At 34.6% G+C, this 13,710-nt stretch carries 13 protein-coding genes; 11 read left to right on the top strand and 2 right to left on the bottom strand.

Features of this window, described 5'->3' with window-relative positions:
• Positions 1 to 177 precede the first annotated feature (177 nt).
• Complete coding sequence (locus tag Q0829_RS01905; RefSeq protein WP_298539267.1) at positions 178 to 1,158, top strand: Gfo/Idh/MocA family oxidoreductase; 981 nt, start codon at positions 178 to 180, stop codon at positions 1,156 to 1,158.
• Positions 1,159 to 1,261: 103 nt separating this feature from the next.
• On the opposite strand, the gene Q0829_RS01900 is transcribed toward Q0829_RS01905, so the two are convergent.
• Positions 1,262 to 2,101: a DUF2911 domain-containing protein gene (locus Q0829_RS01900; RefSeq protein WP_298539265.1), complete on the bottom strand. Its 840-nt coding sequence runs from the start codon at positions 2,099 to 2,101 to the stop codon at positions 1,262 to 1,264.
• Between the two features lie 120 nt (positions 2,102 to 2,221).
• On the opposite strand from Q0829_RS01900, the gene Q0829_RS01895 reads away from it, so the two are divergent.
• The 5 genes from Q0829_RS01895 (at position 2,222) to Q0829_RS01875 (ending at position 6,000) form a co-directional block, all read left to right on the top strand.
• Complete coding sequence (locus Q0829_RS01895) at positions 2,222 to 2,884, top strand: MIP family channel protein (RefSeq protein WP_298539263.1); 663 nt, start codon at positions 2,222 to 2,224, stop codon at positions 2,882 to 2,884.
• A 139-nt stretch (positions 2,885 to 3,023) separates the two neighbouring features.
• Positions 3,024 to 3,518, top strand: a complete 495-nt coding sequence (locus tag Q0829_RS01890) for an SRPBCC family protein (RefSeq protein ID WP_298539261.1) — start codon at positions 3,024 to 3,026, stop codon at positions 3,516 to 3,518.
• Positions 3,519 to 3,538: 20 nt separating this feature from the next.
• Entirely contained in the window at positions 3,539 to 4,237 is a 699-nt protein-coding gene (locus Q0829_RS01885; protein WP_298539259.1) for an SDR family oxidoreductase, read from the top strand.
• Between the two features lies 1 nt (position 4,238).
• The gene (locus tag Q0829_RS01880) at positions 4,239 to 5,549 is read left to right on the top strand and encodes a deoxyribodipyrimidine photo-lyase (protein WP_298539257.1); all 1,311 of its coding nucleotides are present in this window, start codon (positions 4,239 to 4,241) and stop codon (positions 5,547 to 5,549) included.
• Between the two features lie 82 nt (positions 5,550 to 5,631).
• Positions 5,632 to 6,000, top strand: coding sequence for a nuclear transport factor 2 family protein (locus Q0829_RS01875; RefSeq protein ID WP_298539255.1), 369 nt, complete (start codon positions 5,632 to 5,634; stop codon positions 5,998 to 6,000).
• A gap of 47 nt (positions 6,001 to 6,047) precedes the next feature.
• On the opposite strand, the gene Q0829_RS01870 is transcribed toward Q0829_RS01875, so the two are convergent.
• Complete coding sequence (locus tag Q0829_RS01870) at positions 6,048 to 6,926, bottom strand: LysR family transcriptional regulator (RefSeq protein ID WP_298539253.1); 879 nt, start codon at positions 6,924 to 6,926, stop codon at positions 6,048 to 6,050.
• Positions 6,927 to 7,011: 85 nt separating this feature from the next.
• On the opposite strand from Q0829_RS01870, the gene hutH reads away from it, so the two are divergent.
• From hutH to Q0829_RS01845, 5 genes are read left to right on the top strand one after another with little or no spacing between them, the layout of a single operon-like run.
• The gene (gene hutH / locus Q0829_RS01865) at positions 7,012 to 8,592 is read left to right on the top strand and encodes a histidine ammonia-lyase (RefSeq protein WP_298539251.1); all 1,581 of its coding nucleotides are present in this window, start codon (positions 7,012 to 7,014) and stop codon (positions 8,590 to 8,592) included.
• 2 nt (positions 8,593 to 8,594) lie between these two features.
• Positions 8,595 to 9,845, top strand: a complete 1,251-nt coding sequence (gene hutI, locus Q0829_RS01860) for an imidazolonepropionase (RefSeq protein ID WP_298539249.1) — start codon at positions 8,595 to 8,597, stop codon at positions 9,843 to 9,845.
• 54 nt (positions 9,846 to 9,899) lie between these two features.
• Complete coding sequence (locus Q0829_RS01855) at positions 9,900 to 11,903, top strand: urocanate hydratase (protein ID WP_298539247.1); 2,004 nt, start codon at positions 9,900 to 9,902, stop codon at positions 11,901 to 11,903.
• A 49-nt stretch (positions 11,904 to 11,952) separates the two neighbouring features.
• Positions 11,953 to 12,906, top strand: coding sequence for a formimidoylglutamase (hutG, locus tag Q0829_RS01850; RefSeq protein ID WP_298539245.1), 954 nt, complete (start codon positions 11,953 to 11,955; stop codon positions 12,904 to 12,906).
• Between the two features lie 51 nt (positions 12,907 to 12,957).
• Positions 12,958 to 13,599 carry a hypothetical protein gene (locus Q0829_RS01845; RefSeq protein WP_298539243.1) on the top strand — a complete coding sequence of 214 codons (642 nt, stop codon included), beginning with the start codon at positions 12,958 to 12,960 and terminating at the stop codon, positions 13,597 to 13,599.
• Positions 13,600 to 13,710 lie beyond the last annotated feature (111 nt).

The raw sequence follows: 13,710 nt of genomic DNA, 5'->3' as shown, positions 1-13,710 counted from the left end.
AAAAACTGGTAGTATATATACATGTTTTATATTTATGTTAAATAATTAAACGATTTATAAAAAAATCATCACTAAATGATAATTAAAATTTCATAAACCTCAATCACAAAACTTATAAATTAAGGGAAAATGCCCTATCAATTTTATAATTACAACCTAAATATTTCATAAGAATCAATGAATCAGAAAAAAAACTTTAAATGGGGAATCATTGGCTGTGGCAAAATTGCCCATAAGTTTGCAGAGGACTTAATGACTATCCAAAATGCTATATTATACGCGGTAGCAAGTAGAGATCTAAAAAAAGCCAAAGATTTTGGAAAAACATATAATGTCTATAGTTGCTATGGAAGTTATAATGAACTTGTAACAAACCCCGAAATAGATATTATCTACATCGCAACTCCTCATGTTTTTCATTTAGAAAATACACTAATGTGTCTAACTCATAACAAAGCGGTGTTATGTGAAAAACCTTTTGCCATGAATACAAAACAAGTAGAAGAAATGATTACTGTGGCAAAAAACAATAATACATTTTTAATGGAAGCCTTATGGACTTATTTTTTACCACATTATAAATATGTTTTAAACATTATACAATCTAAAGAGTTAGGAGAAATAAAAAGTTTAAAAGCTGATTTTGGTTTTGCAAGCACCTACAATCCTGAAAACAGAGTGTTTAATAAAAAACTTGGAGGAGGAAGTTTACTAGATGTAGGGATCTATCCTTTATTTGCAGCGTTAACTATATTAGGATATCCAGAAAAAATCGAAGCGAATGCTACATTTAATGAAGATGGGATAGATGAAAAATGTTCCATGCTACTCTCCTACAAAAACGATATCCAAGCATCTTTACAATCATCGATTACAGAAAAAACAAATACCGAAGCTATTATCGAATTGGAAAAAGCAACTATTATTATTAATAGTCGTTTTCACGAGCCATCTTCTGTCACTATCATACGAAATGGAGTTTCGAAATTACATGAATTTACAACAAATACAAACGGCTACAGTTTTGAAGCAATTCATGTACAAGAAATGCTAGAGAAAGGAAATATAGAAAGTACAGTTATGACCTTCGATAAAAGTCTACAATTGATTCATTTACTAGATACTGTGAGAGATAAAATAAACTTGCATTATGAATAACTTATTTTTCAGAAAATCTATTTGTTTCAGATGATACACAAATAAAAAAAAGCGTTCGATTAATTAATCAAACGCTTTCAATTTGTGTGAAAAAAAAGAGTGTTTATTTAGCTCCCCACTCTGCAAGGGAGTCTTTATTTAGCTTTACATAATCAGCATTTTTAGCCTTTTCTGCTAACTCTAAAGATGTTTTAGCAGCTTTTATTGCTCCATCTTTATCTCCAGTCTTAGCAAGAATTAAAGAATGTTGTCTATGATACCAGAATGCATCTGCTCTACCAGCAACAGCCTTTTCGATATGTTGTTTAGCTTTAGCATAGTCCTCTGTATCTTTATAAAACACTGCAGCTTGATAATGATCATTAGCAGATGGACCAGCCATTACTGTCTCTATGCTTGCAGATGCTTTTTCCTTAGTAGGAACATTTATTTTTACCGCAGCTTCTGTTTTTTCCCAAACAAAGTTCAAATGAGCACTATCCATAGTAAAATCACTAAACATAATTGTAAAAGTTTCTACATTAAATGGTAATGAATTGGCTTTCACCTTTACTTTAGCAGCTACTTTACTGTCATCCCACTCTCTTGGTGTTCCCCAGTTATTCGCATCGCTGTAAAATATAACTTCCCAGCTTTCTTTTCCTGGGTTAGTAAAAATCGCATACGTTCCTTTTTTAAGCGCTGCATCTCCTATTTTAACATCGTCACTAAAAGTGATCTGAGTATTTTTATTAGCTCCTGTTCTCCATAATTTATCATAAGGAACTAGGTTTCCAAAGATGGTACGCCCCTTCATGCTTGGACGTGAATATTCAACAGTAACATCTGTTAAACCTACTACTTGTTCTATTTTAGAAGAAGGACTAGGTTGAGGTGTTTTTATCTGAGCTTCCATTCCAAAAGATAGTAATGCAGCAGATACAAATAAGATGATCTTTTTCATTGTGTTTAAATTTAGTCTATTAATTAGTTTACTAATGACGAAATTAATAATTACACATACATTAAGAGTTAACAAAAACTTAAAATAAGGAATGCTATATTTGCCATCATTTCTAATTGTATGAGACGTAAATATATATCAGAGATTATAGGTACCTTTTCTATGGTGTTTTGTGGCACCGGTGCGATGACGATTAACGAAATTACTGGAGGTGATGTTAGCCATGTTGGCATCGCCGTCACTTGGGGACTCATAGTTATGGCAATGATCTATGCATTTGGTGATATTTCAGGAGCACACTTTAACCCTGCTGTTACAATAGCTTTTGCATATGCCAAAAAATTCGAATGGAAAGAAGTACCTAAATATATTGCAGCACAATTTATAGGTGCAATTGCTGCCAGTAGTATTTTACTTTTTCTGTTTCCCGAGAGTGAATTTCTTGGTGGAACACTACCTTCTTTTGATGATCTCAGGGCGTTTATTTTAGAATTACTCCTTACTTATTTTTTGATGTTAGTCATTATTAATGTATCCACTGGATCAAAAGAAGTTGGTATGATGGCCGGAATAGCGATCGGAGGCGTTGTACTTCTCGAAGCCATGTTCGCCGGACCTATGACAAATGCTTCAATGAATCCTGCAAGATCTCTGGGACCAGCATTGTTATCTGGCCATTGGGAACATCAATGGTTATATATGATCGCACCAATAATTGGAGCCATATTGGCTGTAATGACCTGTAAGCTTATCAAAGCGGACAACTGTTGTAAAGAATGCTAGCCCCTCTGCCAAATCTTCTATCTTATACAATAAACAAAATATCGAAAATAGATATCTATTAATTTTATTTATTGTTTAACACTTACTATTAAAAGATTAAACAAAATGATTGTACCTTTACCTTGAAAACAGGTGCAAAATGAAAATATACACACTAAAAGCAAAACAAAACTTACCCATTTCTCTTCAGGAAGCTTGGGACTTTTTATCAGACCCAAGAAATTTAAAAACTATTACTCCGGATTATATGGGGTTCAAAATTTTATCTGGTGCAGATAGAAAAATGTATCCTGGACAAATCATCCAATACATCGTAACTCCTGTCGCTGGCATTAAGACTAAGTGGGTTACAGAAATTACACACGCTGTAGACAAAGAATATTTTGTAGATGAACAACGATTTGGTCCCTATGCTCTCTGGCATCATAAACATTTTATCAAAGAAATTCCAGGAGGCGTAGAAATGGAAGATGTCATTGATTACAAAGTCCCTTTTGGAATTTTAGGACAACTAGTACATCCGTTTTTGGTTAAGCCTAAACTAAAAGAGATATTTGATTACAGAGAAAAAAAACTAATCGAAATGTTCGGAGTTTTCAATCATTCTACAGAAAAACAAACTGAACTAGTTTAATTATTAAGAAATTATTAGGAATGAGAAAAAATATTTTACTTATTGGTGGTAGCCACGGTATCGGATTTGAAATCGCATTAAAACTATACAACAAACACAACATCTTTATAGCTTCTCGTACTTCAGAGAACTTAGGCAACCTAGAAGTAACGCATATTCCATACGATGCATCAACAGACGAAATTGATACATCAAAACTACCTGAACGTTTAGATGGTTTTGTATACTGTCCTGGAAGTATAAATCTGAAACCTTTTAAAATGCTAAGTCCAGAAGTCTTTCAGGAAGATATGCAGATCAATTTTATGTTCTTGGTAAAAATCATGCATTCTATTCTTCCTCAATTAAAAAAATCCGACCAAGCAAGTTTAATTTTCTTTAGTACTGTTGCAGTAAAAGTTGGTATGCCTTTCCATACTAGTGTTGCAGCTGCAAAAGGCGCTATAGAAGGTTTCGCTAAAGCATTAGCAGCAGAATACGCTCCAAAATTTAGAGTAAATGTAATAGCACCTTCGTTAACTGATACTACATTGGCTGAAAGATTATTAGGTAATGAAAAGAAACGAGAAAAAATGGATGAACGTCATCCCCTTAAGCGTGTGGGAGAAGCAGAAGATATTGCTAACATTGCAAAATTTTTGTTAAGCGATGACAGCAGCTGGATTACAGGACAAGTATTAGGTGTTGATGGAGGAATGTCTACGTTAAATGTAAATTAATATGTCGCAAAAAGTTAATATCTTCTGGTTCAGAAGAGACCTTAGACTTGATGATAATATAGGTTTTCTAAAAGCCATTAAGGATGATTTACCTGTTTTACCAATCTTTATTTTTGATACAGAAATATTAGATAAACTACCTAAAGATGACGCCAGATTATCCTTTATACATAGTACTTTGCAAAAAATGCGCAAAGAACTACAAGACAATCATAACAGCTCTATTGCCTTTTTTTTTGGTAAACCTATTGAAGTTTTTAAGAATTTAATAAAAGATTATACTATTGAAAAAGTATACGCTAACCATGATTATGAACCATATGCAAGTACCAGAGATCAAGAAATAAAAAAACTATTAAAAGATAGCTCCATACAATTTACAACACATAAAGATCAGGTGATTTTTGAAAAAAGCGAAATCGTAAAATCTGACGGAAATCCTTATGTAGTTTTTACTCCATACAAAAATAAGTGGAAAGAACAATTTGACAAATCAAAGCTAAAGATTCACAATACTAATCCCTATTTAACCAATTTAATTCAAAACACTGAACTACCAAATTTTTCATTATCTGATATAGGATTTAAAAAATCTTCAATAGAAGTTCCAGATTATCTAGTTACTCCTGCACTTATTAATAACTATGAAGATACTCGTAATTTTCCAGGAATTGAAAACGGCACATCTGGATTAGGCCCTCATTTACGCTTTGGTACCGTGAGTGTTCGAAAAATGATCAAAAAGGCAATTGCAGAAAAAAATGATGTTTTTTGGTCAGAATTAATATGGCGTGAGTTCTTTATGCAAATTCTTTGGCACTTTCCTCATACTAAGAATAAAGCTTTCAGACCAAAATATGATCGTATTGAATGGCGTAATAACGAAAAAGAATTCGATGCCTGGAAAAATGGTAAAACAGGATACCCGCTAGTCGATGCAGGCATGCGTCAGCTCAATAAAACTGGTTATATGCATAATCGAGTGAGAATGCTGGTTGCCAGTTTTTTATGCAAACACTTATTGATTGATTGGCGTTGGGGTGAAACTTATTTTGCAGAAAAGTTATTAGATTACGATATGTCTGCTAACGTAGGTAATTGGCAATGGGCAGCAGGTTCAGGTGTGGACGCAGCTCCATATTTTAGAATCTTCAACCCTACTACACAAGTTACTAAATTTGATAAAAAATTAGAATACATTAACACCTGGGTTCAGGATATCAACGAACTCACCTACCCACAACCTATAGTAGACCATAAAATCGCAAGAGAACGTTGTCTACGGGTATACAAAGAAGCGGTTGCTGAATAATCAAAATATAACATTTCTTTAAAAATATGGAATAAAGTTTTTTGTAATTTAATAGCATTATAAATCAATAAATTTTAAACCAATGAATACACAAGAAGTAGCCAATCGTTTAGTTGAACTGTGCCGAAAGGGCGAAAATATGCAAGCTTTAAAAGAATTGTACGCTGACAATGTAGTTAGCAAAGAAATGCCGGGAGCTCCCAACCCCATTGTTTCCGGAAAAGATGCAGTTACCAAAAAAAGTCAAGATTGGTATGCTAGTGTTGAAGAATTTCATGGTGGAGAAATTTCTGATCCTGTTGTTGCAGAAAACTACTTTACTTGTAAAATGAAAATGGATTGCACTTTTAAAGGACAAGGAAGGATGCAGATGGAAGAACTAGCTATCTATAATGTGAATAATGGAAAAATAGTAGAAGAACAATTCTTTTATTCTATGCCTCCTCAATAAAAAAAATATAAAAAATCAGGCTATTAGATAGCCTGATTTTTTATATACTACAGAAATCCCCACACTTTCTCTAGAGCTGGATTACGATTATCTTCTTTCCAGATAACGGACAGTTCTGCTTTTTGAGATATTTTAGGAATCTCTAAAAATTTCACGTCCAGATCAAATCCGTATTGTAGTGAGGTCGGAACAATTGCCACTCCTAACCCACTCTCAACCAACCTAAAAATCGTTTGCGCATGTACAGATTTATGAGACACGATTGGAGTAAATCCTTTATCCTCGCATATGCTCATGATCTTATCAAAATATATAGAACTATAATCCGAAGAAAACAATATGAAATGTTCCTTAGCAACCTGAGCTACACTTTTAAAATTTTCTTTATTCAACACATGATTTTTTGGTAAGACCAATGAAAATGTATCTGTTTGTACTGCTTTTATACATACTCCATCAGGTACTCTTGCTAATCGCACAAATCCTATATCCAATTCATCACTTACAATGGCCTTTACCTGATCGTAATTAGACATTTCTTCCAAACTAAACTGGATTTTAGGGTAGTTTTTGTCAACTTTCACCAAAAGTTCAGGTATAACCGTTTGTATGGCTGAGCCCAAAAATCCAATTCTAACTTCACCTTCACTACCTTTATCTATTAATGCAGTCTGCTTTATGGTAAAATCGATATGATTAAATATATAGGCAATTTCTTTTTTCAAATATTCTCCGGCAACCGTCAAACTTACATTTCTTTTATTCCTAATAAATAGCTCAGCGCCTATAATCTCCTCCATCTGTTTGATCTGTCTACTTAAACCTGGTTGTGAAATAAAAAGCCTTTCAGCTGCTTTCCTAAAGTGTAATTCTTCGGCTACCGCCAAAAAATATGTAAAGTGACGCAATTCTAATTGATAACCCATAGTTATTAATTATTGATAAAATTAGTATTTATAGGTATTAAAAATACATATTATCTTAGTCTACACAAAAAATGAATAGCGTATAATGTCTAAAACATCATCAAACTTTCGATTTGGAGAAGATTATCTTACCGCTGGTATAGCGGTAAATATAGCTTCAGGAAAAATTAAAGGAATCATTTCTGAGACTGCTCGAGAAAAAATAAGAAAAAGTCATCAGGTTGTCGAAAACATAGTAGATAAAGGTCATCCGGTTTACGGAATCAATACTGGGTTTGGTCCGTTGTGCACCACTATGATCTCTAAAGAAGAGACCAAAATACTTCAATCTAATATCTTACAAAGCCATAGTGTTGGTGTGGGTGAACCTATTGATAAAGAAATAGCCAAGCTCATGTTGATTTTAAAACTACAGTCATTATCTAAAGGGTATTCTGGTATTGCAGAAAGCACATTGGATCGTATACTTTGGCATATCGACAATGATGCAATCCCTGTAGTTCCTTCACAAGGATCAGTAGGTGCTTCAGGTGATTTAGCACCACTCTCCCATCTTTTCTTACCCTTAATTGGCTTAGGAAAAGTTATATATAATAGTAAAGAGATAAGTACTTCAACTTTATTTAAAGAAACAGAGATAACTTCTTTGGATCTGGGTCCAAAAGAAGGTCTTGCCTTAATTAACGGAACACAATTCATAGCAGCACACGCAGTCAAAGTAGTAGAGAAATTACATAGTTGTCTTTCGCAAGCGGATATTATTGGCGCTATGATGATAGAAGGGTTACAAGGTTCTGTAAAACCTTTTTACAACGAACTCCATGAACTGCGACCTTTTAAAGGCAATATCCATGTCGCTTCAAGAGTGAAGTCTCTTCTAAAAGGGTCTGAAATTATGGAAGACCATATTGATTGTGATCGTGTTCAGGATCCATATTCATTGCGATGTATTCCTCAGGTACACGGCGCTTCCAGAAATGCCTGGCTTCACCTTAAGGAATTAGTCGAAACTGAATTAAACTCCGTAACTGACAATCCCATCATCATTGATGAAGAGTTAACCATTAGTGGAGGGAGCTTTCATGGGCAACCATTAGCGATGGCAATAGATTACGCTTGTCTTGCTGCTTCTGAAGTAGGAAACATTTCAGATCGTAGAATATATTTAGCATTAGAAGGTAATTCTCCTGGCGTTCCAAAATTATTAATGGAAGACACTGGTATTAATTCAGGATATATGATCTTACAATATACTACCGCAGCATTAGCCAGTGAAAACAAAGGATTATGCTTCCCTTCTAGTGCGGATAGCATACCTACATCACTAGGGCAAGAAGATCATGTAAGTATGGGATCCATTGGAGGAAGAAAAGCGTTAAGAGTGATTGAAAATGTCGAAAAAATATTAGCTATAGAGCTTTTAACTGCAGCTCAAGCTTTTGAATTTAGAAAACCGATGAAATCAGGTCTTATTTTGGATGAAATTCACAAAACCGTACGTAAAGAAGTTTCTTTTGCAGAAAAAGATCGTGTTTTTGCGAATGATATAGAAAAAGGAATTGCTATTGTTAAAAATAAAACGATCATTACATTGGCCAATGATGTAGCCAATAAAGAGCGTTTATCTTTAGAAACTAAGTTCTCCTCTCAATTTGAAATATATTAATTATGACAAAGTACAAACTTATTGGCCCCATCACACAGCTCATTTCTATGAATGGATTACCGCTAAAAGGGGCTCTAAAAGATGAAGAATTAACTGTAATTCATAACGGAGGAATCCTAACCGAAGGAGAACACATTCACTCGATTGGAAATTACACTGATTTAATAGAAGTTGCCAGTAGTCTAGATGCAGAAATTATTGAATTATCATCTAATTATGTTTGTCTTCCCGGATTTATCGATGTGCATACCCACATCTGTTTCTCAGGTTCCAGAGCTAATGATTATGCTATGAGAAACTCAGGGAAATCGTATCTTGAAATAGCTAATGCAGGTGGTGGTATTTGGGACACAGTAACCAACACTAGAGCTGCAAGTCAAGAAGAACTTTGTCACGGCATTATAAAAAGAGCGAATCATCTTCTGAAAAATGGCATTACCACCGTAGAGGTTAAAAGTGGTTACGGACTTTCTGTTAAAGAAGAACTCAAAATGCTAAGAGCCATAAAAGATGCTAATTTAAACTTAGAATCAGATCTCATCCCAACCTGTTTAGCTGCTCATATGCTACCGAAAGATTATGATGGTAATCATCAGGAGTACCTTGATGAAATGGCATCAACGTTATTTCCCGTTCTTAAAGAAGAAAACTTAACTAATAGAATCGATGCCTTCGTTGAGCAAAGTGCTTTTTCCAAAGAAGATATAGAACCTTATTTCGAAAAAGCAATAGAAATGGGATTTGATATTACCGTGCATGCAGATCAATTTACACCTGGAGGAAGCGACATAGCGGTAAAAGTTAATGCAGTGAGTGCTGATCATTTGGAAGCCAGCACAGATACAGAAATTAAAACCTTAGCAGAAAGCAATGTTACATCCGTAGCACTACCAGGAGCATCCATAGGTTTAGGATGTGATTTCACTCCGGCGCGAAAAATTCTGGATGCTGGAGGTGCTCTGGCAATTGCAAGTGACTGGAATCCCGGATCTGCACCTATGGGAGATTTACTAACACAAGCTTGTATTTTAGGAACTTTTCAAAAGCTTAGCAATACTGAAGTATTAGCAGGAATTACATCTAGAGCTGCAGCTGCTTTAAAACTAGAAGATCGAGGTAAACTTGCTCCAAGAATGTTAGCAGATTTTTGTCTTTTTTCTACAGATCATTATAACGAAATCGTATATCATCAAGGAAAACTGACTCCTTCTATGGTTTGGAAACGTGGAGATGCAGTGTACACAGAAAACTAAAATAAAACAATATTTCAATGATCCGGATGTGATCAGAAATTACACCATATAAGTATGACAACTTTCAAAGAACAAATCATAGCGGGTATTCCCAAAATACTTCCACAAAAAAAACATCTTAGTTCAGAGATAAGCAGAGCTCCAAAAAGAAAACAAATCTTATCTATTGAAGAAAAGAAATTAGCACTTAAAAATGCGCTAAGGTATTTCCCAACAAAGTGGCATGAAGAATTAGCAAAAGAGTTTCTTGAGGAGCTTAATGAATATGGCAGAATTTATATGTATCGATTTATGCCGGATTATAAAATGTATGCCAGATCCATTCATGAATACCCGGCAAACACTTCACAGGCTGCAGGAATTATGTTGATGATACAAAACAATCTGGATCCTGTTGTGGCACAACATCCGTATGAGCTAATCACTTATGGTGGAAATGGTGCAGTGTTTCAGAATTGGGCGCAATATTTAATTACGATGCATTATCTTGCTACAATGACCGAAGAACAGACACTACATATGTATTCTGGTCATCCTATGGGATTATTTCCTTCATCAAAAGAAGCTCCAAGAGTAGTTGTTACAAATGGAATGATGATTCCAAATTATTCTAAACCGGATGATTGGGAAAAATACAATGCACTAGGCGTTACACAATATGGACAAATGACGGCAGGCAGCTATATGTACATTGGTCCGCAAGGTATCGTTCACGGGACCACCATTACTGTAATGAATGCTTTTAGAAAAACATTAAAACCTGGAGAAGACAGTGCTGGAAAAGTATTTCTTACAGCTGGTTTAGGAGGAATGAGTGGCGCACAACCAAAAGCAGGTAATATTGCTAAATGCGTTACAGTTTGTGCCGAAGTAAATCCTGATGCAGCAGAAAAACGTTATGAACAAGGCTGGGTGGATGAAATTATCGGCAACTTAAATCACTTGGTTGAAAGAGTACAAAAAGCAATTCTGAATACCGAAATAGTTTCTATCGCGTATAAAGGAAATATAGTAGATGTTTGGGAACGTTTTTATGATGAAAACATCTATATACATCTCGGATCTGATCAAACATCATTGCACAATCCATGGTCAGGTGGATATTATCCTGTAGATATGAGCTATGAAGAATCCAACAAAATGATAGCTAATGATCCAGATACCTTTAAGATAAAGGTTCAGGAATCCTTAAGAAGACATGCAACTGCTATTAACAAACACACAGAAAAAGGCACCTACTTCTTCGATTACGGAAATGCGTTTCTTTTAGAAGCATCTCGTGCCGGAGCCGATGTCATGGCAGAAAACGGAATTGATTTTAAGTATCCATCTTATGTACAGGATATTCTGGGGCCTATGTGTTTTGATTATGGTTTTGGACCTTTTAGATGGGTATGCACCTCAGGAAATCCAGAAGATTTAGATACTACAGATCAGATTGCCGTAAAAGTAATGCAGGAAATTAAAGCTACTGCTCCTAAAGAAATTCAGCAGCAAATGCAGGATAACATTACCTGGATTAATGAAGCGAAGCAAAATAAGCTCGTTGTAGGCTCTCAAGCTAGAATTCTATATGCAGATACCGAAGGAAGAGCAAAAATCGCTGAGGCGTTTAATAAAGCTATAAAATCAGGCGATATATCTGCTCCTGTTGTCTTGGGTAGAGATCATCACGATGTTAGCGGAACGGATTCACCGTATCGAGAAACCAGTAATATTTATGACGGTAGCAAATTTACCGCAGATATGGCTATCCATAATGTGATTGGTGATAGCTTTAGAGGTGCCACATGGGTATCCATTCACAATGGTGGAGGTGTTGGTTGGGGTGAAGTAATCAATGGAGGATTTGGATTGTTATTAGATGGATCTAATGAAGCCTCGCGCCGACTAAAAAACATGCTGTTTTATGATGTAAACAATGGAATATCTCGCAGAAGTTGGGCTAGAAATGAAGAAGCTTTATTCGCTATAAAAAGAGAAATGAAACGTACACCAGAACTTAAAGTAACACTACCTAATATTCTAGAAAATAATATTTTAGATAAATTATTTTAACAACAAACACACCTGTGTAATATTTTATACATCAGCATTATCTTAGCGTATGAACATTTATAAAAAAACAGATACAAACATTTGGACAGGACGAACATCTAATGATCAATTATACCTCCACGAAAAAGTAACTTGTATTGATTTAGAAAATGATGAACTACCTGAAAATCAAAATATAAATTTTGCTATTTTAGGATATGCTTGTGATGAAGGCGTTAAAAGAAACTTGGGAAGAGTTGGTGCAGCATTAGCTCCAGACATCATCAGAAAAATGATGGCACCACTATCTAACCACTTCGACCATAAGATTCATATTGTAGATGCTGGAAACATTTTTTGTAATGAAAGCGCTCTAGAAAAAACCCAAACCTATACTTCAAATAAAGTATCACAATTAATTGACAGTAAACATTTTAATATTATATTGGGAGGAGGTCATGATTTAGCATATGCACATTATAATGGCATCAAAAAAAGTAAGCCAAACACTACAATCGGAATTATCAATCTGGATGCACATTTTGATTTAAGACAAGTGAAAACTGAAGCAAATTCTGGTACTCCATTTTATCAAATTGCAAAAGAAAACGATCGTTTCAAATATCTTTGCCTCGGAATTCAAGAAGAATCTAACAATAAAGAATTATTTGAAACTGCCAATGCACTTGAAGTACAATATATCAAGAATACGAGTTTTACCATCGAAAACAAAGATCGTATTAGCTCTGTTATTGATAACTTTATAACCCAAGTGGATCATGTGTATTTAACTATCGATTTGGATGGTTTCTCATCAGCGTATGCACCTGGTGTCAGTGCCCCTTCTCCATTTGGTTTTTCTGTAGATATTGCGCTACTTGTTATTGAGCAAATTTGTAGATCCGGTAAATTAATCAGTACAGACATTGTAGAGTTAAACCCCTCATACGACATTGACAATTGTACTGCCAGACTAGCTGCCAGGTTAGCATATTATATTATGAAATTTATTTCCTCTTCATAATTTTATTTTTTGTTCCTTCGTTTATACATTTACAATACAATAAGTAACCTAATGGAACAAACTGCACTAGTACTGATTTATATTCATGCTTTTTTTGGTGGTATTGGGTTGTTATCAGGCTTAGTAAGTATTATTGGTAAAAAGGGTAAATTTTATCACCGTAAAGCCGGAATCGTATTCTCTACAGCAATGTTTGTTAGTGCTTTAATTGCAATTCCCATTACACTGCTACCTAATCACGAAAATTTATTACTACATCTACTTTCGATTTTCACAATTTACCTTGTGATTTCAGGAAACCGAGTGCTTCGGTTTAAGAAACACCATACTTTAGGAGTGCTTGATATAGTCATTACCAGCATTATGGGGCTCGTCTTCTTAGGAATGATCAGTGTAGGCATCTATTATCATATACAGGAGCTTCCTAAAAGCACCCTGTTCTTCTTTTTTGGAGGATTTGGTATTATGGCTAACTTAAGGGATATTAAACTATTTAAAACCTTTAAACTCAATTCTACCGCGTATTTATCTAATCATATTGGAAAAATGTCTGGTGCCTATGGAGCTGCTGTAACTGCATTTTTATTAGCTGCATTAAATTCCAGTACTTTATGGATTTGGCTTACGCCTTCAATAATTACCTTATTATTTGTAACCTTTTGGAGACGAAAAATAGCTAAAACAGATATCTAAACAATATCTCTAACAACAACTTAATTTTAGCGTTAAAAAACATAATCTTTTTCAGTACTTAAAATCTAATTACTTTTGTATCTTCGAAAAATACGTATACAATCAATTTCC

This window comes from uncultured Aquimarina sp., assembly GCF_947492405.1.
Taxonomy (GTDB): domain Bacteria; phylum Bacteroidota; class Bacteroidia; order Flavobacteriales; family Flavobacteriaceae; genus Aquimarina.
Note: the sequence above shows the minus strand (reverse complement) of the source record. Positions and strands in the feature narration are given on the sequence as shown.

Coding starts and splice junctions, on each gene's coding strand:
- Q0829_RS01870 (WP_298539253.1), bottom strand. CDS start 6,926: ATGGGTTATCAATTAGAATTGCGTCACTTTACATATTTTTTGGCGGTA.
- hutH (WP_298539251.1), top strand. CDS start 7,012: ATGTCTAAAACATCATCAAACTTTCGATTTGGAGAAGATTATCTTACC.
- Q0829_RS01885 (WP_298539259.1), top strand. CDS start 3,539: ATGAGAAAAAATATTTTACTTATTGGTGGTAGCCACGGTATCGGATTT.
- Q0829_RS01900 (WP_298539265.1), bottom strand. CDS start 2,101: ATGAAAAAGATCATCTTATTTGTATCTGCTGCATTACTATCTTTTGGA.
- Q0829_RS01855 (WP_298539247.1), top strand. CDS start 9,900: ATGACAACTTTCAAAGAACAAATCATAGCGGGTATTCCCAAAATACTT.
- Q0829_RS01905 (WP_298539267.1), top strand. CDS start 178: ATGAATCAGAAAAAAAACTTTAAATGGGGAATCATTGGCTGTGGCAAA.
- Q0829_RS01890 (WP_298539261.1), top strand. CDS start 3,024: ATGAAAATATACACACTAAAAGCAAAACAAAACTTACCCATTTCTCTT.
- Q0829_RS01880 (WP_298539257.1), top strand. CDS start 4,239: ATGTCGCAAAAAGTTAATATCTTCTGGTTCAGAAGAGACCTTAGACTT.
- Q0829_RS01895 (WP_298539263.1), top strand. CDS start 2,222: ATGAGACGTAAATATATATCAGAGATTATAGGTACCTTTTCTATGGTG.
- Q0829_RS01845 (WP_298539243.1), top strand. CDS start 12,958: ATGGAACAAACTGCACTAGTACTGATTTATATTCATGCTTTTTTTGGT.
- hutI (WP_298539249.1), top strand. CDS start 8,595: ATGACAAAGTACAAACTTATTGGCCCCATCACACAGCTCATTTCTATG.
- hutG (WP_298539245.1), top strand. CDS start 11,953: ATGAACATTTATAAAAAAACAGATACAAACATTTGGACAGGACGAACA.
- Q0829_RS01875 (WP_298539255.1), top strand. CDS start 5,632: ATGAATACACAAGAAGTAGCCAATCGTTTAGTTGAACTGTGCCGAAAG.